General features: G+C 34.5%; 20 protein-coding genes and 1 riboswitch. Of the genes, 19 read left to right on the top strand and 1 reads right to left on the bottom strand.

Going from position 1 to position 22,040, the window contains the following annotated elements:
• The first annotated feature begins 108 nt into the window (after positions 1-108).
• Positions 109-327: a hypothetical protein gene (locus A5880_RS04110; RefSeq protein WP_143353674.1), complete on the top strand. Its 219-nt coding sequence runs from the start codon at positions 109-111 to the stop codon at positions 325-327.
• A 26-nt stretch (positions 328-353) separates the two neighbouring features.
• Here A5880_RS04110 and A5880_RS04105 read toward each other — a convergent pair whose 3' ends face one another.
• A complete protein-coding gene (locus A5880_RS04105) occupies positions 354-848 on the bottom strand; it encodes a DUF4303 domain-containing protein (RefSeq protein ID WP_086331929.1) in 495 nt (164 codons plus the stop codon).
• A 270-nt stretch (positions 849-1,118) separates the two neighbouring features.
• A riboswitch (M-box (ykoK) riboswitch) is annotated at positions 1,119-1,288 on the top strand.
• 129 nt (positions 1,289-1,417) lie between these two features.
• Here A5880_RS04105 and A5880_RS04100 point away from each other — a divergent pair.
• From A5880_RS04100 to A5880_RS04015, 18 genes are all read left to right on the top strand, one after another.
• The gene (locus A5880_RS04100) at positions 1,418-2,332 is read left to right on the top strand and encodes an LCP family protein (RefSeq protein ID WP_086331928.1); all 915 of its coding nucleotides are present in this window, start codon (positions 1,418-1,420) and stop codon (positions 2,330-2,332) included.
• A gap of 144 nt (positions 2,333-2,476) precedes the next feature.
• Positions 2,477-3,811, top strand: a complete 1,335-nt coding sequence (locus A5880_RS04095) for an FAD-dependent oxidoreductase (protein ID WP_086331985.1) — start codon at positions 2,477-2,479, stop codon at positions 3,809-3,811.
• The gene (locus tag A5880_RS04090) at positions 3,801-5,282 is read left to right on the top strand and encodes a helix-turn-helix domain-containing protein (protein ID WP_086331927.1); all 1,482 of its coding nucleotides are present in this window, start codon (positions 3,801-3,803) and stop codon (positions 5,280-5,282) included. The genes A5880_RS04095 and A5880_RS04090 overlap by 11 nt, the downstream gene beginning before the upstream one ends.
• Before the next feature lie 310 nt (positions 5,283-5,592).
• The gene (glpK, locus tag A5880_RS04085; protein ID WP_086331926.1) at positions 5,593-7,101 is read left to right on the top strand and encodes a glycerol kinase GlpK; all 1,509 of its coding nucleotides are present in this window, start codon (positions 5,593-5,595) and stop codon (positions 7,099-7,101) included.
• An 18-nt stretch (positions 7,102-7,119) separates the two neighbouring features.
• Positions 7,120-8,955: a type 1 glycerol-3-phosphate oxidase gene (glpO, locus tag A5880_RS04080; protein WP_086331925.1), complete on the top strand. Its 1,836-nt coding sequence runs from the start codon at positions 7,120-7,122 to the stop codon at positions 8,953-8,955.
• Position 8,956: 1 nt separating this feature from the next.
• Positions 8,957-9,676, top strand: coding sequence for an MIP/aquaporin family protein (locus A5880_RS04075; RefSeq protein ID WP_086331924.1), 720 nt, complete (start codon positions 8,957-8,959; stop codon positions 9,674-9,676).
• 293 nt (positions 9,677-9,969) lie between these two features.
• The gene (locus A5880_RS04070; RefSeq protein ID WP_086331923.1) at positions 9,970-11,694 is read left to right on the top strand and encodes a Na/Pi cotransporter family protein; all 1,725 of its coding nucleotides are present in this window, start codon (positions 9,970-9,972) and stop codon (positions 11,692-11,694) included.
• Positions 11,695-12,837: 1,143 nt separating this feature from the next.
• A complete protein-coding gene (locus A5880_RS04065; protein WP_336576963.1) occupies positions 12,838-13,680 on the top strand; it encodes a helix-turn-helix domain-containing protein in 843 nt (280 codons plus the stop codon).
• Positions 13,681-14,075: 395 nt separating this feature from the next.
• A complete protein-coding gene (locus A5880_RS04060; protein ID WP_086331921.1) occupies positions 14,076-14,267 on the top strand; it encodes a helix-turn-helix transcriptional regulator in 192 nt (63 codons plus the stop codon).
• 32 nt (positions 14,268-14,299) lie between these two features.
• A complete protein-coding gene (locus A5880_RS04055; protein WP_086331920.1) occupies positions 14,300-14,551 on the top strand; it encodes a hypothetical protein in 252 nt (83 codons plus the stop codon).
• 10 nt (positions 14,552-14,561) lie between these two features.
• Complete coding sequence (locus A5880_RS04050) at positions 14,562-14,918, top strand: hypothetical protein (RefSeq protein ID WP_086331919.1); 357 nt, start codon at positions 14,562-14,564, stop codon at positions 14,916-14,918.
• A complete protein-coding gene (locus A5880_RS04045) occupies positions 14,909-16,402 on the top strand; it encodes a T7SS effector LXG polymorphic toxin (protein ID WP_336576962.1) in 1,494 nt (497 codons plus the stop codon). Before A5880_RS04050 ends, A5880_RS04045 begins: the two co-directional genes overlap by 10 nt.
• A gap of 12 nt (positions 16,403-16,414) precedes the next feature.
• A complete protein-coding gene (locus tag A5880_RS04040; RefSeq protein ID WP_336576961.1) occupies positions 16,415-16,900 on the top strand; it encodes a DUF2247 family protein in 486 nt (161 codons plus the stop codon).
• A gap of 296 nt (positions 16,901-17,196) precedes the next feature.
• Entirely contained in the window at positions 17,197-18,183 is a 987-nt protein-coding gene (locus A5880_RS04035; RefSeq protein ID WP_336576960.1) for a hypothetical protein, read from the top strand.
• A 10-nt stretch (positions 18,184-18,193) separates the two neighbouring features.
• Positions 18,194-18,667 (top strand): hypothetical protein, encoded by a 474-nt coding sequence (locus tag A5880_RS04030; protein WP_086331917.1) that lies wholly within the window; start codon positions 18,194-18,196, stop codon positions 18,665-18,667.
• A 366-nt stretch (positions 18,668-19,033) separates the two neighbouring features.
• On the top strand, positions 19,034-19,876 hold the full coding sequence (locus tag A5880_RS04025) for a hypothetical protein (protein ID WP_336576959.1): 843 nt from the start codon (positions 19,034-19,036) through the stop codon (positions 19,874-19,876).
• The gene (locus tag A5880_RS04020; protein ID WP_179190496.1) at positions 19,873-20,220 is read left to right on the top strand and encodes a hypothetical protein; all 348 of its coding nucleotides are present in this window, start codon (positions 19,873-19,875) and stop codon (positions 20,218-20,220) included. Before A5880_RS04025 ends, A5880_RS04020 begins: the two co-directional genes overlap by 4 nt.
• Positions 20,221-21,024: 804 nt before the next feature.
• Entirely contained in the window at positions 21,025-21,957 is a 933-nt protein-coding gene (locus A5880_RS04015) for an alpha/beta fold hydrolase (RefSeq protein WP_086331916.1), read from the top strand.
• Positions 21,958-22,040 lie beyond the last annotated feature (83 nt).

Here is a 22,040-nt window from a genome sequence, read left to right as displayed (position 1 = left end):
GGTATTATTGAAGCATTTGATAAAAAGAACATGTACCATAAATATGAACCAGAGAAGTATCACTGTATCAAAATCCCTGATGATGCAATTAACCGATAGTGGGCTGATTTGTCATTAATTGAAACCTATTTTTGCGTATCCAACCAAAAAGAGAGAGGACTGGATCGCTGGGGAATAACGATAATTTCACCAGCATCCGTGCCTGCTTTTTATGATGTGATTATAAAAGATAAGAAAAACTATGACCAATTTTATATAACGGAATTGTCTAAGTTGCTTCTTAAAGCAATCGATGAAAATAAATATCTGATTCATTATGGTGTATGACAAAAGAATCAGGACACTCTTTTTTATTATAGTTGAAAAAGCTCAGAAGTCGTTATTTTTTCAAAACGTTCTTCTGAATCAGAGGGTTCTTCATTGTGATCGTAAACGAACAACTTAAATGCCTCTGTTTTTGGAATTCGCTGAAAGGTTTCACTGGTTGTAAAAAGAACGAGTTGTTCACAAAGCCAGTCAAGAGTGGTCTGGATGTCTTCGTCTTCTTCAACCCAATCATCAAATAAATGGATTGAAGCAAAACGTTGCTCCTCGTCCCAATCTTTCGAATGATACTTCATTTCAGCTAATTGTTGTTCTTTGTAGCCTTTGTCAGCGTAGTAGTTTGTAGTCTCTTCCCAGCGCTCTGTGGTATTCAAGCAAAGGTTGATTTCACCTTCTTGGTAAATAGTGCAATCTAAAGCAAACGCATAAAATGTTTCATCAGAATGATCCAATAAAAAATTATCAATACGATCGATTAGAAAATTAAAAAAGAATTCTTGTTGAATTTCTAAAAAATTTTTCATAAATACCTCCTCCAACTATTTGGTCTTCTACACATTGAAACAGATATGCTAAAAAAAGTCCATCTAAAGTTTTTAATGCTAGTAGAAGATGTATAAACAACTTGTTTATTTAAGAAATACTAAAGATTACCATACCCATTTAATTGTCTAATTTCATCCAGTAATGCGAATATAATGATAATTCTTTTAATAATCTGTTTTTTATCTAGCGCAATTTAGGCAAAATTTAATTTGACTTTATTATGCTTATTGCTTATAGTGTAAAATGAATTAAATACTTGTTAGGTGAGGCTCCTATATAAACACAGGCTACTGCTCAGAAATGTCGAAAGACAGGCACGGGTAGGACAAAAATCGTCGAATTAAGGCGGTTTTCAAAGTAGCTAAAAGCAGACGCTTTTTACGTTATATAGTGCTAAAACTCAACGAAGAGAAGAACTAGGTAAGTCGAAAACAAGTGATAGTTATCACAGTTCTGATACCCAGTAATCTAATCCCTTCGCTGAGTCATCTTGGTGAAGGGATTTTCTTGTACAAGTATACATTTGCGTTTTGGAAAGGAATTCACAATGAAAAAATCGTCAAAAATAATTACTATTACCCTGTTATCGATTCTTCTTGTGGTAGTTAGTATTGGGTGCTATGCGGCAATCTCATTTCAACAAGCAAAAGAAAAAAGTGAGTCACAATTGTCTAATAAAAATCAAAATTTTACTGGAGATGAACAAACGAGTGACAAAGAATTAACGGTGATGGTCATCGGGAATGATTCTAGAGACGATGATGAAGATCAAGGTCGTTCGGATACATTGATGGTGGCTCATTATGATGGGAAAATGAAGCAGCCTAGATTGATTTCTATTATGCGAGATAGTTACGTAACGATTCCTAATTATGGTTTAGACAAGATAAATGCGGCTTATGCTTACGGTGGCGCACAATTGACAAAAGAAGTGTTAAATACAAGCTTTGGGTTACCGATTAATTATTATCTAGTCATGGATTTTAAAGAATTTAGTGCAATCATCGACGAACTCTATCCAAAAGGTGTAACAATTGATGCTGAAAAAGATATCAATTTAGATGGTGTGGATATTACTAAGGGAAAACAAACGCTTCATGGAAATAGCCTATTGCAATATGCTCGTTTCAGAATGGATGAAGAGGGTGATTTTGGTCGTATCAGACGTCAGCAACAAGTGATGGACGCATTGATCAATCAGTCGAAAGATTTGATCCCAATCTGGGAATTACCTCAAGTTGCCGGAAAACTAGTAGGAAAAATCGATACGAATGTACCTACGAGCTTACTGATTGATTTAGCAAAAGATTTCTTGTCAGGCAAAGTCAAATCATTAGAATCACTTTCAGTTCCTGTACAAGGCTCTTGGGACTTTAATGATAATACGGAATCAGGAAGTGTTCTTGAAATCGACGAGCAAAAAAATGCTGAAGCAATTCAAGCATTTATGAAAAGTAAATAAAGTTGGAAAATAGATTTCATCCTAAGTTGATCAGACTTAGTTAGATGAGTCTATTTTTTTTGAAAAGGCGAAAGGATGAATTTCCTTATTGATTATGCTATTCTTGAAGAAAACGTTTTATATAATTGGAAAGAAGGCTTAATTATGAAAGTTGTGATTATCGGGGCTTCTTTTGCTGGGGTGTCAGCGGCTTTGGCAATAAGAAAAAAACATCCTGCAGCGGAAATTCATTTAATTGAGAAACAATCGACAATCGGCTATTTACCAGGCGGAATCAATCTTTATTTCAATAAAACGATTGGCCCAATCGAAGAAGCACAATTTATTTCAGAGCAACAATTAAAAAAGTGCACTATTCAATTATTATTAGCTGCAACAGTCGTTAAGATAGATTCAAAGCGACAGATGGTAATATATGAAAAACAAGCGGAGGACTTTTGTATTTCATTCGATAAATTGATTTTAGCTACCGGCGCAAGTCAGTGGTCTCAAAAAATTTTAGGTAGTGATTCGGAGAAAGTGTTAAAATATAAATTTTTACCTGGCGTTTTAAAAGCAATCGAACAACTCAAAAATAGCCAAAAAGTGGCCTTGATCGGTGGTGGTCAGATAGGGGCTGAGGCAGCAGATATGCTGTTAAAACAAGGCAAAGAGGTTCATCTTTTCGAGCAAATGGATTATTTATTATTTAAGTATTTTGATCGGGAAATGATCCGGCCTGTCCAAGAGGAAATGGCGCTAAAAGGGATTATTTTTCACTTTGAAGAGACCGTCGAAAAGATTGTTGATAGCGATCAAGGACTAAGAATTGAAAGTAAAATGACTAAGCTAGACTGTGATAGTGCTGTGTTTGCTATGAATGTTCGACCGGATTTAGCCTATCTAGACGAGCATATCCAAGTACATACTGATCGAACGGTTTATGTGAATGAGTATTTACAAACATCACAGGCGAATATTTTTGCAATTGGTGATTGTATTCAAGTACCTTACAGTTTATCTAACGAATCTTTTTATATTCCTTTAGTGAATAATGCTGTTCGAACAGGTCTTGTGGTGGCGCAAAACCTTGTGGAAAATACAACACCGTTTGTTGGGGCAATTCGAACGATTGGTACCAAGCTTGTCGATTATTATGTAGCAAGTACGGGGTTGACTGAGGCTGAGGGACTATTTTATGATCAACCGATCGGTGTTTCTCATGTGGAACAAAAAAGTGCCCTCTTTTTAGGTGGTGAGATAATTTATGGAAAAATTATTTTTGAAAAAGAAAGCCATCGAATCTTAGGTGCACAATTGGTTTCCAAAGCGAATATTTTAGAAAAAATCAATACACTTGCCTTAAGTATTCAAATGGGGCAAACATTAGAAGAATTATATCAGAAAGATTATTTATATCATCCGTATTTTTCAACAATTTTGGATATCACAAATCAATTAGGGTTTGAAGGATTGTGGAGTGAAGCAAATGAAAATTGAAGAGTTACTGGATAAAAAAGAAGCGCGGGAAGTGAGTATTTTAAAAAAAGTGATTCTAGCTGGCGGTCGGATTGAAGACAGTGATTTATTAGCCTATTTAGGTGTCTCAAAGGCTTCGTTTGAGAGTGATTTAAAAGGATTAAGTTATTATTTAAAACCATATGAGAAGGAGTGCTCGTTGTTTTATGACGGTCAGTGGGTAGCAATCCATATGTCAGATCACTTTTCAATTAGCAAAGTGCTAGAAGATTATGTGCGTGCCTCGATAAAATTTCAGGTAATCGATTATTTGTTTCAAAATCGGGAGTTTACAATTGCTCAGTTAACGACTAAGTTTGTCATCAGTGAATCATCTTTGTTTCGGAAAATTAAAGAATTGAATCAGTTGTTACATGAATTTGAACTTAAAATCCGCAATGGTCAGCTAAAAGGAGAGGAGCTGCAAATTCGCTATTTTTATTTCCAGATGTATTGGTTTTTAACACCGTATGAAGTGCATCAGAAAAAAACACTGACGATTCAAAATCTACGTATTATTGAAGGGCTTGAAAAGGGATTGTCGCTTACTTTTGAAGAGCACAGCAAGTTAAAGTTAAGTTTATGGCTGACCATTAGTAAAAAACGAATCATTGTTCAACCAAAAATGTATAAAGATCTACATCAAAAAAGCAAAATTTATGAGCAAGATCCTTTTTATAAAACAGTGCGCTCTTTTGTTTTACGTTTTTTTAGTCGCTATCCCTTAGAAATCGATGAAGAAGAAAGTATGTTACATTTTATTTTTCTTATGAGCATGTCTGTTTTAACTGAGTCAGATTTTGATCGGTATAGCTTGATTCGAGGACGTAGAACGCCAACATCATTGGCGGATACTTTTGTATTAGAGCATGTGATTTTATATTATCGTCCGAAGAAATTTTTTCCTGCGTTAGAAAAAAAGATTTTTTATTATTTTTCTCAGATCCATAGTCGCTTGTATTTTTTTAAAGGGGAATTGGAGTTATTTGACCGAGAAAATATTTGGCAAAAAGAGCAACAGCTCTCCAGTCACCAATTAGCAGATTTTTCTCAGGTTCTTTTGACGAAGAGTTTGGAGTATTTTGATGAAAGTTACAGTAAGGGAAATAGTTTGCATGAGTGGTCTCTAGTAAAGTATTTGAGTGTATTGGCGATTATTGATTTTGAAATTGTTGGAGAGACAAGAATTGGGATTCATTTGGAAATGGATCGATTGTATAAAGAAGTGATGACCCAAGTGTTAGTTTTAAGTTTAAAGAATCTCAATGGCTTGACGATCGAACCCTACGATTCAAAGCATACATATGATCTTATTGTGACAAATGTGATGAATCCGTCCATTTATCGATCCGTTAAAGAAGTGTATGTATTGTCTGAATTGGGTTCGACTTATGATATCAATCAAATCAGAATGAAAATTAGAGCGCTTCATGGAAACAAACAAGAAAAATAAATGGATTTTTTGGAAAAAAGACTTTTTATGAGTGCTTAGAGCATTATTTTAAGTCTTTTTTCAGCTTTATCTCAAGTTTTTAGTAAAAAACTTTCATTTATTTTAAAAACAAAAAAAAATCTGACGTTTTTGTTAAGTGATTTGGTATTATTATATGTTCATAAAAGAGAAAGCGGTTTCGTCCGAGAGGGACTCGTTTCGAAAAAGATAAAATCAATGTGTGACAAAAAGCGTCACAAATGGATTTTTCTATTTTTCAGATAGGGCTAAACGAGCCCACTCAGCTTTTAAATTTAAGGAGGAATTTACAATGGCAGAACAAAAGTACATCATGGCGATCGATCAGGGAACAACAAGTTCACGAGCAATTATTTTTGATAAGAAAGGCACTAATGTTGGTAGTTCTCAAAAAGAATTTACTCAGTATTTTCCAAAAGCTGGTTGGGTAGAGCATAATGCGAATGAAATTTGGAATTCTGTACAATCAGTGATTGCGGGTGCTTTGATTGAGTCGGGTGTGAAACCTTCGGATATTGTTGGAATCGGTATTACTAACCAACGTGAAACAACGGTCGTCTGGGATAAATTAACAGGTTTACCCATTTATAATGCAATCGTTTGGCAATCCCGTCAATCTTCACCAATTGCCGACCAATTAAAAGAAGACGGACATGGAGAAATGATTCATGAAAAAACGGGTTTGATCGTGGATGCTTATTTTTCAGCAACTAAAATTCGTTGGATTTTAGATCATGTGGAAGGTGCACAAGAAAGAGCTGAAAAAGGCGAGTTATTATTTGGAACCATTGATTCTTGGCTAGTTTGGAAGTTGACGGGTGGAGATACTCACGTAACTGATTATTCAAATGCTAGTCGTACAATGCTTTATAACATACATGATTTAGATTGGGATCAAGATATTTTAGATATTCTAAACATTCCTCGTGTGATGTTGCCAAAAGCTACATCAAATTCAGAAGTGTATGGGCTGACGAAAAATTATCATTTTTATGGCAGTGAAATTCCGATTTCAGGTATGGCTGGTGACCAACAGGCAGCACTGTTCGGGCAAATGGCGTTTGAGCCTGGAATGGTCAAAAATACCTATGGAACAGGTTCATTTATCGTAATGAATACTGGTGAAAAACCTCAGCTTTCCGATAATAATTTACTAACAACGATCGGTTATGGTATCAACGGTAAAGTCTATTATGCATTAGAAGGAAGTATTTTTGTGGCTGGTTCGGCTATTCAATGGCTGCGTGACGGATTGAAAATGATTCAAACAGCAGCAGAATCTGAAGCCGTAGCAAAAGAATCACATAATAAAAATGAAGTTTACGTTGTTCCAGCGTTTACAGGATTAGGGGCTCCATATTGGGATTCTGATGCCAGAGGTGCAGTTTTTGGTTTAACTAGAGGAACAACCAGAGAAGATTTTGTTAAAGCGACGTTACAGGCTGTTGCTTATCAAGTTCGCGATATTATCGATACCATGAAAAATGATACAGGAATTGATATCCCAATCTTAAAAGTAGATGGTGGCGCTGCTAATAATGACTTACTGATGCAGTTTCAAGCAGATATTTTAAATACGTCTGTTCAACGAGCTCAAAATCTAGAAACGACAGCACTTGGCGCAGCCTTTTTAGCTGGTTTAGCGGTTGGCTTTTGGAAGGATTTAGAGGAATTACAAGCGTTTTATGAAGAAGGACAAATATTTGAAGCAAAAATGCCTGACGAAGAACGTGACGATTTATATGAAGGGTGGCAACAAGCTGTTGCAGCAACTCAAATGTTTAAGCATAAATCAAAATAAAGGAAGAAGTGAAAAGGCATGACATTTTCAATGAAAACCAGACAGATAGCGATTGAAAAAATGAAACAAGAAACGTTGGATTTATTGATTATTGGCGGAGGCATCACGGGAGCTGGTGTTGCTTTGCAGGCAAGTGCTTCTGGGATGAAAACCGGTTTGATCGAAATGCAGGATTTTGCAGAAGGAACGTCTTCCCGTTCGACTAAGCTCGTTCATGGCGGTATTCGTTATTTGAAGAATTTTGACGTAGAAGTTGTCGCTGATACGGTACAAGAGCGAGCAGTTGTTCAAGCAATTGCTCCTCATATTCCTAAACCAGACCCCATGCTATTACCGATTTATGATGAGCCAAAAGCCACATTCAATATGTTTTCTGTCAAAGTGGCGATGGATTTATATGATCGCTTAGCAAATGTAATTGGAACGAAGTATGAAAATTATACGTTATCAAAAGAAGAAGTGTTAGAAAGAGAACCTCAATTGAAAAGTGAGGGATTACAAGGTGGAGGCGTTTATCTCGATTTTAGAAATAATGACGCACGCCTTGTTATCGAAAATATTAAGCAAGCAGCTGATGATGGTGGCTTGATGGTCAGTAAAGTAAAAGCAGTTGGTTTTATCTTTAATAGTCAAGGAAAAATTATAGGTGTTAAAGCCAAAGATTTACTCACGGGAGAGTTATTTGAAATCAAAGCGAAGGTCTTGATTAATACAACAGGACCGTGGTCAGACAAAGTGCGTGGCTTAGATACAAATAAAAAGCTAGTTCCTCAAATGCGTCCGACAAAAGGCGTTCATTTAGTGGTAGATAGTAGTAAATTATTTGTTCCGCAGCCGACTTATTTTGATACAGGAAAACATGATGGACGGATGGTCTTCGTTGTTCCCAGAGAAAAGAAAACGTATTTTGGCACGACTGATACTGATTATACAGGAGACTATGAACATCCAAGAGTTACACAAGAAGATGTGGATTATTTACTGGAAATCGTCAATAATCGCTATCCTAAAGCGAATATAACCATTAATGATATTGAAGCAAGTTGGGCAGGATTACGTCCGTTGATTTCTGAAAATGGCGGTTCTGATTACAATGGCGGCAATAACGGTAAAATTTCAGATAAAAGTTTTGATCAAGTCGTCGACATTATAGAGAAATATCAAAAACAAGAAGTTTCTCGTTACGATGTGGAAAATGTGTTAAATCATTTAGAGGATTCTTTGGTAGAAAATAAAGAAAACCCCTCAGCTGTTTCAAGAGGTAGTCTGCTTGAGCGGTCTGAGGATGGATTATTGACCTTATCTGGTGGAAAGATCACCGATTATCGTAAAATGGCTGAAGGAGCATTGAAAGAAATCCAACGAATTTTAACAGAAGAATTCAATGCTAGTTTCCAATTGATTGATTCTAAAAAGTATCCTGTTTCGGGTGGAAAAATCGATCCTGCAAATGCAGAAAAAGAATTGGAAGCGTTAGCAAAAATGGGGATCGAAAAAGGATTGACACAAGAAGAAGCAGAACATCTCGCTCATTTATATGGTTCTAATGTATCGCTGCTTTTTGAAAAAATCGATACGACAGAGCCAGCAGGTGGGTTAAGTTTAGCAGAAACAATTGCATTGCATTATTCGTTAGAAAATGAAATGACCTTGACGCCGGCAGATTATCTTGTCCGTAGAACCAATCATTTATTATTTATGAGGGATACACTAGATGAAGTGAAACAAGGTGTTATTTCTGAAATGAGTCGTTATTATGACTGGTCAAATGAGCAAAAAGAACAGTACACACAAGAATTGAACGAATTGATTACAGAGTCTGATTTAAGCCAATTAAAAGAAGGAGCGAAGTAAAATGGATACTTCCAACATGACGCAGATTTTCAGTGAATTTTTAGGAACAATGATTTTGATTCTTTTAGGTGATGGTGTGTGTGCTGCGGTTAATTTAAAAAAGAGTAAGGCAGAAGCTTCGGGCTGGATCGTAATTGCCTTTGGTTGGGCGATGGCTGTAACGATTGCTGTGTATGTTGCAGGTTACATGGGTCCTGCGCATTTAAATCCAGCGGTAACGATTGCGATGGCCATGACAGGTAGTTTTGCTTGGAGCATGGTTGTACCATTTATCATCGCTCAAGTACTTGGAGCACTTGTAGGAGCTGTTTTAGTTTGGTTAGCTTATTTGCCTCATTGGCAAGCGACAGAGGATCAAGGAGCGATTTTAGGTACGTTTGCTACAGGTCCTGCAATTCGTAATTATCCAGCGAATATGGTGACTGAGGTAATTGGCACATTTGTTTTAGTGTTAGGCTTACTTTCATTTTCGCAACATGCGTTTACCGACGGATTGAATCCATTAGTTGTTGGTGCGTTGATTTTATCAATTGGTTTATCTTTAGGTGGTCCTACAGGCTATGCGATTAATCCGGCTCGTGACTTTGGACCTCGTTTGGCTCATCAATTATTACCGATTTCAACGAAAGGAGAGTCGGATTGGGCGTATTCTTGGGTGCCGATTGTGGGTCCGGTCATTGGTGCTGTAGTAGCATCAGGTGTTTACATGATGATGGTTTGATCAAGTTGAAAATCTTCAAAAAAGAGTTGGAAGACTAGTTCTTTCAGCTCTTTTTTGGAGATTAATTGTTGTTCATAATACATAGGTTTCAAAAAATTTAGTGAGAAATTTTAATAGTTATTTACAAAGAGAATATTTTTCTGTACTCTTAAAAGTAGTTGGTGTTTTGATTGATTATCATAAACTAGTGTTTAAAAATATAATAGAAAAAAAGTGTTGAAAGCGAATGTTCCTATTTTAAGTTGAGTGAAGAACGTTCTATGATGTTTTTATTATAAGGAGGATCAGTTATTGTGTCTTATCAAGAAATATTGTTTCCGTTTCTAGGAGGCCTGGGAATTTTTTTGTTTGGTATGAAGTATATGGGAGATGGCTTGCAAAAGTCTGCAGGTGATTCTTTACGGGAAATTTTAAATACATTTACTTCTACACCTTTACGATCTGTTTTAGCAGGTTTAATTGTAACGGCGATCATTCAAAGTAGTTCTGGAACGACGGTTCTAACTGTCGGTTTGGTAAGTGTTGGGTTTATGTCTTTACGCCAGGCGATTGGTGTAATTATGGGTGCTAATGTAGGAACAACCGTAACCGCTTTTATTATTGGATTTAATTTAAGTTCCTATGCTTTGCCCATTATTGGTGTAGGCTCGATTTTATTGTTTTTCTCAAAAAAAGAAACAGTGAATAATATAGGGCAGATTTTATTTGGGTTTGGTTGTTTATTTTATGGGTTAAAATTAATGGGAGAAGGAATGGCGCCTTTAAGCGAGTTGCCACAGTTTTCTGAATTAATGGTGAATGTGTCACACCATCCAATTTTAGGGGTTGGTATTGGGACATTATTGACGATGGTTTTACAAAGTTCTAGTGCAACGATTGGGATTTTACAACAATTGTATAGTCAAGGTAGTTTAGCGATTGAAGCTGTTTTACCGATTCTTTTTGGTGATAATATTGGGACAACGATTACAGCAGTCATAGCAGCTTTAGGAGTTAGTGTCGCCGCTAAACGAACAGCAGCATCTCATGTGATTTTTAATTTGGTTGGTGCGATTATATTTACAACATTGTTAACACCCTTTACGGCAGTAGTTGTTGCTGTTTCTAGTAGCTTGCAGTTGAAACCAGCCATGCAGATTGCGGTTGCACATGGATTATTCAATGTGTCTAATTTGCTAATCCAGTTTTGGTTTATTGATAAAATTGAATGGATCGTACGTAAGATTATACCAGGCAAAGATCGAAGTATTGAGTTTAAGCCATCGAATTTAAACGAATCAATCATTCAAAACTCAGCGGCTTTAGCACTAAATCAAGCTAAGATAGAGCTACTTCAAATGGGGGAATATGTATTAGGTGCATTTGAAGCAACGAAAGCTTTTTATGAAAAACAAGACATGGTCGACAAAGAAAATGCAGATCAATATGAAACGGCGATCAATGATACAGACAATCGTTTAACGGAATATTTGGTTCAGCTTTCTGCCACAGAACTGTCGATTTCTGAAAGTCATGAACAAACGATGATGTTGGAATTAACAAAAGATTTAGAACGAATTGGGGATCATTGCCGCAATATCATCCAAAATCTTACGGAAGCAATCCAACTAGAAAAGAAACAAAAAGCCAAAGATAAAAAAGCAGGAAAAGTTTCTGAACGAGACACGTTGATTTTAAACGATGAAGACTTAATTGATTTATTTAAAAAAGTATCGAAAAATATTCGGGATTCATTAATCGCATTTGAAAATGATGACAAAGAAATGGCTGCACATATGCTAGATAGAGAAGAGCAAATTGATCAAATGGTCAAATTATTGCGCAAAAAATATATTTCGATCATGAATAGCGGTAAAGGACGGGCTGCGGATGGTGTGTTGTTTATTGATACAGCGTCTAATTTAGAGCGAATGAGTGATCGGACGATCCATATTGCAAAATATGTTTTAGGTGAGCGATATGGAACCGAAGAAATTACTGTGGATCAATCGGTCAATCCGATGATTACAGTACAATAATAAACGTAAGAATAACTCTAAGGCTTAGGATTTGTAGCTTTTAGAGTTTTTTTACTAAATTTAAGAGGCTTTTTATCAATTATTATTAGTTCTAGAGAAGAATTTTTTTGTGGCTTCTTATTTTCTCAATCTACAGAAAGTGGGGCGTATTTGCGATATTATTCAGGTGAAGATTTTGCGGTGGTTGATACTGTGCGACAAGACAAACGAACTTTTTCAGGAAACCTTAGTTATGATCATAAGGAATAAAAATTTAAACAATAATATACAACTGATACAAAAAAATATGTTTCCCATTTTAGAAAATGACTAGGAATGATTTTATGGTGTGCTATTTTAGTGAAAAATGGAAAATAGCACACCAACAAAATAATGATAAGATAGGTGCGATAATTCACGAGAAGTGTGAGTTACTTGCACCTATTTTAATTCTCATTTTTTTAGAAAGCTTATACTTAGGGATAATGTTGAGAACTTATAACATATTAGTTTATTTTTGATAGAAGCGAATAAAAAGTAAAATTTAGCTTAATCAGTTACAAAAATTCGGCTTATCATTGAACTCATTAGGTATAAAACTACTTTTTTCTCCTAATATGCTTTGCATAGTTATGCTCTAGTATGAACAGAAATATATAAAGGGTTAAAGTTGTGCTAAAATGTTACCACATAAAAAAGTGATATCAATACTAATTAGTGAGGCAAATGGAAAAAAGGATGGTTAGTCTGTAAAGATAGTTATGGAACTAAAAAGTATTGATGACACTGTCTGAAATATATGATAAAATATCACAGTAATATTGAAAAAAGTTTTAATGCTACTTCATACTTTTAACTTCCCCAAGATTTAAGTATGAGGTAGTGGGTATTTTGTTAAACTGCCACCATAAATTGGTAGAGTCCAACCATACTAAACACAGCCAGTGCAAACATAAATTCTCAACCTCCCTTGTAAAAATTTATGAAAGAAGAGAATATACAACTTTCATAAGGTTAAGTATATCAAATAAAAAGATTTAAATAAATGAGTGTTTTTCAATATTCCCTTATGAGGGATATTTTTAGGAAAAAATCTTTTATTTTGCATATATTATAATTTTTTTACATATGAAAAACTATATAAGGGATTTAGGAGGGAAATTGATGGATGTAGGAAAAACAATTCGTTTTTTTAGAAAACAGTTAAATTTTAGACAAAAAGAATTGGTTAGTAAGCACATGGAAACTTCTTCAATATCACGTATTGAAAAAGGAGAACAATCTCTTAAAGTAGAGGCATTAGTTGAAATTTTGAATACAATGTCTTTAACCACAGAAGAGTTTTTTGCAAAGTGCTTGATGGATGATTCCCGAGATAAGTGGAGAGTTCTCTTTTACAGCTGTACGGAAAATCCAAAAGATGGTGTAGCAAAGAGAGAATTGTTAGAATACTATGAAGCTATAAAAACAAAAGCTAAAGCACGGACTTTGAAAGAGTTATCAAACTATTTTAGTATTAAACTGTATTTTTCCAGAATTTGGGCAGAAGTTGATTCTATTACAGAGCAAGAACTAGATGATACATTCAACTATTTATTAGCTAAAAAGTATTATCAACAGTACGATTATATGATAATAAATAATATAATTTTACTTATGAAGGATGACCAACAGGAGTATTTGATTTCTAAAATAATTCCTATTAAAGATGAAGAATTTAGAAATACTGAAGTAAAAAGATATGCGCGTAGTACCCTTGTAAATATAATAACCTCAAAAATATATAAAAAAGATTTTATTCAAGCAAAAGAATATTTGAGTAAAGCAGAAAATTTCGATAAATCTAGTGCTGATTACAGCTTTACATTAAATATTGAGTATCTGAAAAATTTACTGGGGTATCTGATAACAGGTGAAGCAGTTTATATGAAAAATATTCATACTTATATTTATATGCTTGAGTTTGTTGGAGATAGACAAACACTGGAAGCTGTAAAAAAGAAGTGAAAAGTTTAACTTATAGTAGTGGCAATTCTATAGATGTAAAAGATAATGATTTTCCATTAGGAGTGTTAAAGTAAGTGATAGCTCACGGAATCCTTTGTATATGACATTAACAATTGTATAGTTGAAAAAATTATTTTTAATTGTATAACATGAATAAATTGAAAAAGATGCTATTTCAGAAATGGGGAGATAGGTCTTTTTTTATTATTTGTTATTTTCGCAAAAAAAAAAGGATTTTTCTTGTCAATATCCAACTTTTCCGCATAACAATAATAATTTGTCCCGATTTTCGCAAATTATAAAAAAATAGATGTATTAAGTTATTTTTTTTTGATAATATGAATATGGTTGTAACTAAAAAGTATTCATTTTTTTAGATTAGGAGGGATTTATTTATGAAAAACGAAAATAAGGTGCAAGAAGTTAGAAGTCAAAAAAATATTTCTCAAAAAGAGCTTGCTGATAGAGTAAATGTTTCTATTCAAACCATTCAAAGCATAGAGAAGGGAAAGTATAAACCATCGGACTCTTTAGCTCTGAATATTGCCAGTTCACTTGATAAGCAGGTCACGGATATTTTTCGATAAAAGATTTTTAGTTCTAGTGAAAGGGTGAAAAAATGGCTAAAATAGCTTCGGATATTGGATCAGCCTCAGGAGCAGTTTCAGGAATTAACGCTGTATCTGTCAATAAAGGCTCACAAGTAAGCTTAGGTAAAAGCAACATCAGTAGTATGAAAAAAGGAGCAGAAGTAACGAATCAATTACTATCAGATTTATCGCAGTTAATCGATTGCGTGAAAGAGCAGGGGCAAAAATTTCCCAAGATAGCTAAAATCATGGCGATCGAAGATAGTAAGATCAAGTTTTAAGGAGAATGTTGTGGAGAATAAAAATGAACAAGAACGAGCAACGTATAATCGTTTGATTATCGAGAAGGAAAACCGTGTTGATGACTTAAAAAATGACCAACGAAAAATAGAAACGACTTTGCAACAGCTACAAGAAGATTTACAAAGAGGGTATCGTACCCTAAGTATGCTAAACGATGAAGAGTTTCGTGAAAATCCAGAAAGCCTGCGACTACAAAGAAAAAACGAAGAACAAGAGCACGTGTTTAAACGTCAACTAAGAGAAGCTGAGGAGGAACTCTCCGAAAGGTATACGCAACAAAGAAAAGTCCTCGACGCTGAAGCAGAAGAGCTCTATAGAAAAAGAGGTGAAATTTCTTGGGATTAATTTATTCTAGCTCAGACTCAGCACAATTAATCAGCGCCTTAAAAAAGAACCTCCAAAGTGGAAAAGAAGCTTCTGAACAATTAAAAGCTGGCAGTCAAAAAGTGATTGCAGCCGTAGATGGGAAAACCCTCTCTGGTGCTGCTTATACCGCAGGAAAAGGCCTTTTTAGTGAGTTAGTTTTACCAACAATCAGCAAAGTAACGTCAGCGATGAGCACTATCGAACAAGAGCTACAAACATATACAAGCGCTGATCAGAACATATCAAGTGAAGGAACATTGGATGAAGATAAACTGAATCAACAAATTGCTACAAAAAAAGCAATGAAAGCGTCCGTTGATGCTTCTGCAGCAGTAGTTAGATCGTTGTCGAGAAATAATCCTGTTGCGAAAGTCTTAGATGGCTTATTAGACGTTCAAAACAAACTGAATCGTATGTCCAATACGTTTGAAGAGGATATCCGAGAATTACAAAAGAAGCTAGAAAAACTCCATCAATTCTTTTCACAAACCAACAGTCTATTTGCCAGTAGCTTAAATGATATGAAGATTGCCATGCAGGGTGTCATGGTACTAAATAATACAGTCGTCAATAGTGATGGTACGTATCAATTACCTGCAGGAGTTGATAGTAGCTGGTTTAATCAATTAAAAGAAAAGAAGCAACTTGATGCGCTTAATGAGGATAAACAACCAGATGTAGGCGATCGAGAATACAAACTAATTGATTTAGGATATGGTAAAATGTGGCTATGGGTGGAAAAAGGAAAGAATTTCGCCACCGCAGCAGATATCGATGTCACCTTAGCCTATAATAAGTGGCTTAGTCAAATGATTGATAAATATGGCTTAAGTTTCATTCAAGGCGATCGTCCAAAAGGGATAGACGAATTATTCTATGAACAAAATGCGACCCTGATAAAAGAATTAAAAACGGGAATTGATAGTGTAACAGGAAAGAAATTAACAACAATGGAAATGATTGGAAAAGCTTCCTTGTTAGCGAATGGCATGATTACGATCGGTGTGATGGCCAAAGGTGTAGTGAATGTAGGGAAAGTCAAAAATGCGACGCCTAGAAATGCTGGTAAGAAAGCTGGTGGGGCTAATCAAAAAGTTATTTCTGAACTTGAGAGTCCTGTGTTAGATGGTCAACGAGTAGGAAGTGGAGCAAAAGTTGATGATGTAAAACCAATTTGGGGAAAAGACTCAAAAGGAAAACCAGTAATAGAAAAAGAATTTCCGCATGTTCCAAAAGAACATGGATTTCCTGATATTGTTGATAATTATCCAAGTGGTGCAAATGAGTTTCCTTTGGTTGGTGGAGATGGAGTTAATAGACGATTTTTCCAAATTGAAGGAAGTCACAATGGAAAAACAGGTGTTTTTGAATGGATTATTGAGCCTAATGGTAATATAAGCCATCGAAGGTTTATAGATGGTGGAGTGTTAACTGGGAAACCAAATCAAGTACCTAAAAAATAGAAGGAGAAAATAATGAATTTAACAAGTTTTAAAGAAAAAAAAGTGAATTATAATTGGAAAACTATCTATGTTGGAGTCATTCAAAAATTTTTTGAGCCAAAAGTAATTTCTGATTATGCAATAGAACTAATGGAGCTTGGAAGTGATGATGATTTTATTAGTGAATTGGCTTGGGGAGTAGAAGCTGATGATTTACAACAAATATTATTTGAATTAAAAAGTAGATACTTTCCTAATTTAGAAGAAGACAGTAATGATTATAAATTAGAAGAAGAAAAACTTAGATTTATTTATCTATCTAAATTAAATGATACTATCAGTGATAAAGATGATTTGTTAAATGGAATTGCAGAGTTCTATAGTGATAATGGTTATCCAGAAGATATGGCTGGATTTATAAATTATATGCCTCAAGAAATTCCTACTACAAAAAAAGGATTGATAGAAAGATTTCATGACTTCTTAGATTCAGAAAATGATAAAATTAAAGAAAAATAAAAAAGACACTTTATCACAAGACTGGTAATCAAGTGATAAAGCCTTGACTAGTAAGCAGTCACTCACTAATCAAGTTGCCAATAGCTAACAAAAAGCTAGCTGTATTTATTCTTCAAAACGTCAAGGGACTTTCCTAGTCTTTTCGGATGTTTATTTTAATTGCAGTAATTCAGATAGAAAATGTGAAGTAAATGAAACGGTATTAGTAAGGAACCAACTACTGATACCGTTTTTTCGTACATCAAAATAAAAAAGTCTTAGATGGCTTATTAGACGTTCAAAACAAACTGAATCGTATGTCCAATACGTTTGAAGAGGATATCCGAGAATTACAAAAGAAGCTAGAAAAACTCCATCAATTCTCTTCACAAACCAACAGTCTATTTGCTAGTAGCTTAAACGATATGAAGATTGCCATGCAAGGTGTCATGGTACTAAATAATACAGTCGTCAATAGTGATGGTACGTATCAATTACCTGCAGGCGTTGATAGTAGCTGGTTTAATCAATTAAAAGAAAAGAAGCAACTTGACGCACTCAATGAGGATAAACAACCAGATGTAGGCGATCGAGAATATAAACTAATTGATTTGGGATATGGTAAAATGTGGCTATGGGTGGAAAAAGGAAAGAATTTCGCCACCGCAGCAGATATCGATGTCACCTTAGCCTATAATAAGTGGCTTAGTCAAATGATTGATAAATATGGCTTAAGTTTCATTCAAGGCGATCGTCCAAAAGGGATAGACGAATTATTCTATGAACAAAATGCGACCCTGATAAAAGAATTAAAAACGGGAATTGACAGTGTAACAGGAAAGAAATTAACTCAAGCGGAAATGCTTGGAAAAGCTTCCTTGTTGGCGAATGGCATGATTACGCTCGGTGTGATGGCCAAAGGTGTAGTTAATGTAGGGAAAGTCAAAAACGCGACGCCTAGAAATGCTGGTGAGAAAGCTGGTGGGGCTGAATCTGTAAAACAGCCAAATGATTTTGCTACAGAACCGTTCTTACCAGAAGAGTATTATAAGAACAATAGACTACCTAGCAGAGTTGAACCTGGAACTAGTTCATTAGATAAATTTGATGACCTAGGTAATTTAAAACAAACTAAATTTTATGATCAATATGGAAGAGAAAAAGGGTGGGTCGATTACACAGATCATGGAAGACCTGATTCACATAGTGCTCCTCATTGGCATGAATACATTTATGATGCTGAATTTCCTCTAGGAAAAAAAGTTGATCATAAGTTTGATATCAATCCACCATTTTCAAAATAGGAGAGAAAGTATGCTAAAAAAAATTGATTGTACGTATAATGATGCAAACTATAATGCTGAATTTTTAATTGAAATTTTAAAGTCTATGGAAGAGAGTACAGGAATTGAGAAATTTTCTATTGGAACAATTAATGCAGTTCCAAATGACCAAGAAAGATTTTCCGAAGAAAAAGGTCTATTTAGTGAGAAGGTTTTTGATTTTAATAATTTAGTAAAAGATGCACATGGTATAAAAATAGACTTTAATGAAATAATTAATATTTTGAAACAGTGCAGAACTGTATGGGAATTAAGCATTGCAGTGGTTTTATGTGGTAGTGAATTTATCCCTAGTTTAGGAGATATAGAAGAAAACATTAATGACAGTGTATTAATTGAATTTAATCTTATAGAAGGTGACTTGTTTACTCTTTTCTATAGAGATAGTATAGATAGCAACAATTTTTTTAAAGTTTTAGATGACAATAAAATTACTATTGAGTAAGTCTTGGAAAAGAAATAAAAAAGGCACTCTATAACACGAGGGGAATCAAGAAGATAGAGCCTTGACTAGTAAGAGTGAACTCACTAATCAAGTTGCCAACAGTTAATTGTACAAAATCTCAAGAGACTTTTCTAATATTGGGAGGATTCCTTGACATGTTATCAGCTAGAAATTGATCTCTTTGTCAACTAATGTTGGTAAAGAAAATCGAAAGAATTAAATCGAATTTATGAAACCTAGAGGAAAATGCTTCTAGGTTTTTCTATGTGATTGAGATAGAGTCATATTAAAGCATAGAGAAATTCTTAGTTTAAAATTATAGAAGTTATATGTATTAATCAATTAAAAATAAAGAAGCAACTTGACGTGCTCAATGAGGATAAACAACCGGATGTAGGCGGTCGAGAATATAAACTAATTGATTTAGGCTATGGTAAAATGTGGCTATGGGTGGAAAAAGGAAAGAATTTCGCCACCGCAGCAGATATCGATGTCACTTTAGCCTATAATAAATGGCTTAGTCGAATGATTGATGAATACGGCTTAAGTTTCATTCAAGGCGATCGTCCAAAAGGGATAGACGAATTATTCTATGAACAAAATGCGACCCTGATAAAAGAATTAAAAACGGGAATTGACAGTGTAACAGGAAAGAAATTAACAACAATGGAAATGATTGGAAAAGCTTCCTTGTTGGCGAATGGCATGATTACGCTCGGTGTGATGGCCAAAGGTGTAATTAATGTAGGGAAAGTCAAAAATGCGACGCCTAGAAATGCTGGTGAGGTTAACCCCTCTAAAACAGATTTCGGTGCGGAGAATCCTGTATCTGGAAAAGATTGGAATAATTATTTTAAAGATAAATATGGAGCTGGGAATGTTCAGTGGAAAAATCCAGTTAATTCAATAGATGACATAATAAATACACCTAGTTCTTTGACTAATGTTAATCCTACAGATATTGTTGATTTTGTAAAGAAAGAGGGATGGATAGTAACTCCTTTGAAAAAAGGTGGGAATGCGGGCATTCCTTATGAACAAGGTGGAGGATTTAGCATGAATCCTCCAGCAGGAACTAGTGGAAGCTCAAGATATATTCAATATCATCCTGGTGGTGGTCATCATGGCGAGTTGCCATATTACAAAGTATCTTCCCCAGAACATGGAATTACTAGAATTTATACGAATGGAAAGGTTGTGAAAGAATGACTGAAGACATAGAAAAATTGACAATGTTATATAACAGAGTTGTCGAAAATCTTCAAGAATTTTCAATGCCAGCAGAGGAACAAATAAAAAAATTAAAAGGTTTTCCAGTTGCTGATGAAATAGCTTCAGATTTTTCTGATATTACATTAAATTATGCAAAAGAATTATTTGAAAATGATTGGATAACTTTAGTCCAGTATCAGAAATTTTTAGTTATTGATGAAAAATTAAATGATATGAGTAAGGATAAGTCACTTTGGTGTGAAGAAGCATTAAGAAATGCTAATGAATGGAAAAAATGTAGAGAAGCTGGAACAGAACTTCTAATATCTTTGGGATATTAAAAAAATTTATGTTTTAGTGTATGGATGCAATAATAAGATAAAAAGGCATTCTATCACGAAATTGGTAATCAAGTGATAAAGCCTCGACTAGTAAACAGTCACTCACTAATCAAGTTGCCAACAGATGATTGTAAAAAAATCAAGGGACTTTTCTAATCTTGGGATGATTTTTTGAAGTAGTATCAGCTAAAAAAATGCTCTCTTTGTCGATTAATGTTAGCAAAGAAAATCGAAAGAATTAAATCGAATTTATGAAGCCTAGAGGAAAATACCTCTAGTTTTTTCTATGTGATTGAAACAGAGCCCTATCAAAGCATAGAGAAATTCTTAGTTTAAAATGATAGAAGTTCTGGAGAAGTCATACGTATTAATCAATTAAAAATAAAGAAGCAACTTGACGCGCTCAATGAGGATAAACAACCTGATGTAGACAATCGTCCAAAAGGGATAGACGGATTATTCTATGAACAAAATGCGACCTTTTTTTTGGATACCTCTTTGAAGTAGATTAGTCTAAAAACTATTTTTAGTGCAGTTACGATTAAAAAAATCGTGATTTTTTGTCTAAAGATATATAAAAGAGATACTTTTATCTCCGTTTTTTTTGAAATCAGTGAATGTTCGTCAATTTATCACTAGTGCTCATATAACCTATTAATAAAAAAATGAATCTAAACCAATATCTTCTATAATTACCTTCTTAAATATAATCGTGAAAGTAAAATAAAAAAAATGCTCATTTCACTATTTCATTTACTAAGAATACTTTATAATAAAAACTATCAATCGAGAAGAGGGATGAAAATGAACCACCAGACTTTTTTATCAGCAGATCAAGAGACGGAGAGCCATTTTATTTGCTGGTCAACAAAAAAAACGCCAATCGCTGTCGTTCAAATTATTCATGGAATGGCTGAATATATTGAACGATATGATAATTTTGCGCGCTATTTAAATCAATTAGGATATATTGTAGTCGGACACGATCATCTAGGACATGGAGAGTCAGTCGCAAAAGACAACCCGAGACATGGATATTTCGGTAAAGGTGATTCAGTCAGCTTTGTGTTAGAAGATATTCATTTTGTAAAAGAATGGATTACAGAGAATTATCCGCAACTTCCTCATTTTATGTTAGGTCATAGCATGGGTTCGTTTGCGTTGAGAAATTATTTACAACTTTACAAACCGGAGATAAACGGAGCGATTTTTATGGGGACAGGTAAAAAGGCTTCGATGCTTCCGCTGGCGCTTTCTGTAACTCAAGGATTGAACAAAACAGCCCCTGAAAAAGTAAATAAATGGATAGACAAGTTAGCTTTCGGCTCTTTCAGTAAACAATTTCCAGAACCTAGTCCGTTTAACTGGTTAAGTAAAGATCAAAAAAATGTTAGAGAGTATGAAGAACATCCGCTTACTGGTTTTACATTTACGAATAATGGTTTTTATACATTATTCCGATTAGTTGATGGAGCAAATCGCAAGGGATGGGCTTGTAATATAGAGAATACATTACCGATATTAGTTATTAGTGGAGAACAAGATCCAGTTGGAGATTTTGGTAAAGGTCCTAGACAAGTAGCCAAAGAGTTAGATAAGGCAGAAGTACAGGATGTTTCTTTAGTTTTGTTTTCTGAATTACGTCATGAAATTTTGTTAGAAGAGGAAAAGCTTTCGGTTTATAAAGCAATTAGTAGCTGGTTAGAAAAATGTTTGGCTATCTCCTCTAAAGAATAGAAATCAGTTTGCTATTTAGACGGTTTTTCTATAAACTACAGAGTAAGGATAAAAAGGAAAAATTGTACGTTAAAGGGGACATT

This window comes from Enterococcus sp. 4G2_DIV0659 (assembly GCF_002140715.2).
Taxonomy (GTDB): Bacteria; Bacillota; Bacilli; order Lactobacillales; family Enterococcaceae; genus Enterococcus_L; species Enterococcus_L mansonii.
Note: the sequence above shows the minus strand (reverse complement) of the source record. Positions and strands in the feature narration are given on the sequence as shown.

Coding starts and splice junctions, on each gene's coding strand:
- A5880_RS04105 (WP_086331929.1), bottom strand. CDS start 848: ATGAAAAATTTTTTAGAAATTCAACAAGAATTCTTTTTTAATTTTCTA.
- A5880_RS04100 (WP_086331928.1), top strand. CDS start 1,418: ATGAAAAAATCGTCAAAAATAATTACTATTACCCTGTTATCGATTCTT.
- A5880_RS04095 (WP_086331985.1), top strand. CDS start 2,477: ATGAAAGTTGTGATTATCGGGGCTTCTTTTGCTGGGGTGTCAGCGGCT.
- A5880_RS04090 (WP_086331927.1), top strand. CDS start 3,801: ATGAAAATTGAAGAGTTACTGGATAAAAAAGAAGCGCGGGAAGTGAGT.
- glpK (WP_086331926.1), top strand. CDS start 5,593: ATGGCAGAACAAAAGTACATCATGGCGATCGATCAGGGAACAACAAGT.
- glpO (WP_086331925.1), top strand. CDS start 7,120: ATGACATTTTCAATGAAAACCAGACAGATAGCGATTGAAAAAATGAAA.
- A5880_RS04075 (WP_086331924.1), top strand. CDS start 8,957: ATGGATACTTCCAACATGACGCAGATTTTCAGTGAATTTTTAGGAACA.
- A5880_RS04065 (WP_336576963.1), top strand. CDS start 12,838: ATGGATGTAGGAAAAACAATTCGTTTTTTTAGAAAACAGTTAAATTTT.
- A5880_RS04060 (WP_086331921.1), top strand. CDS start 14,076: ATGAAAAACGAAAATAAGGTGCAAGAAGTTAGAAGTCAAAAAAATATT.
- A5880_RS04055 (WP_086331920.1), top strand. CDS start 14,300: ATGGCTAAAATAGCTTCGGATATTGGATCAGCCTCAGGAGCAGTTTCA.
- A5880_RS04040 (WP_336576961.1), top strand. CDS start 16,415: ATGAATTTAACAAGTTTTAAAGAAAAAAAAGTGAATTATAATTGGAAA.
- A5880_RS04035 (WP_336576960.1), top strand. CDS start 17,197: ATGTCCAATACGTTTGAAGAGGATATCCGAGAATTACAAAAGAAGCTA.
- A5880_RS04030 (WP_086331917.1), top strand. CDS start 18,194: ATGCTAAAAAAAATTGATTGTACGTATAATGATGCAAACTATAATGCT.
- A5880_RS04020 (WP_179190496.1), top strand. CDS start 19,873: ATGACTGAAGACATAGAAAAATTGACAATGTTATATAACAGAGTTGTC.
- A5880_RS04015 (WP_086331916.1), top strand. CDS start 21,025: ATGAACCACCAGACTTTTTTATCAGCAGATCAAGAGACGGAGAGCCAT.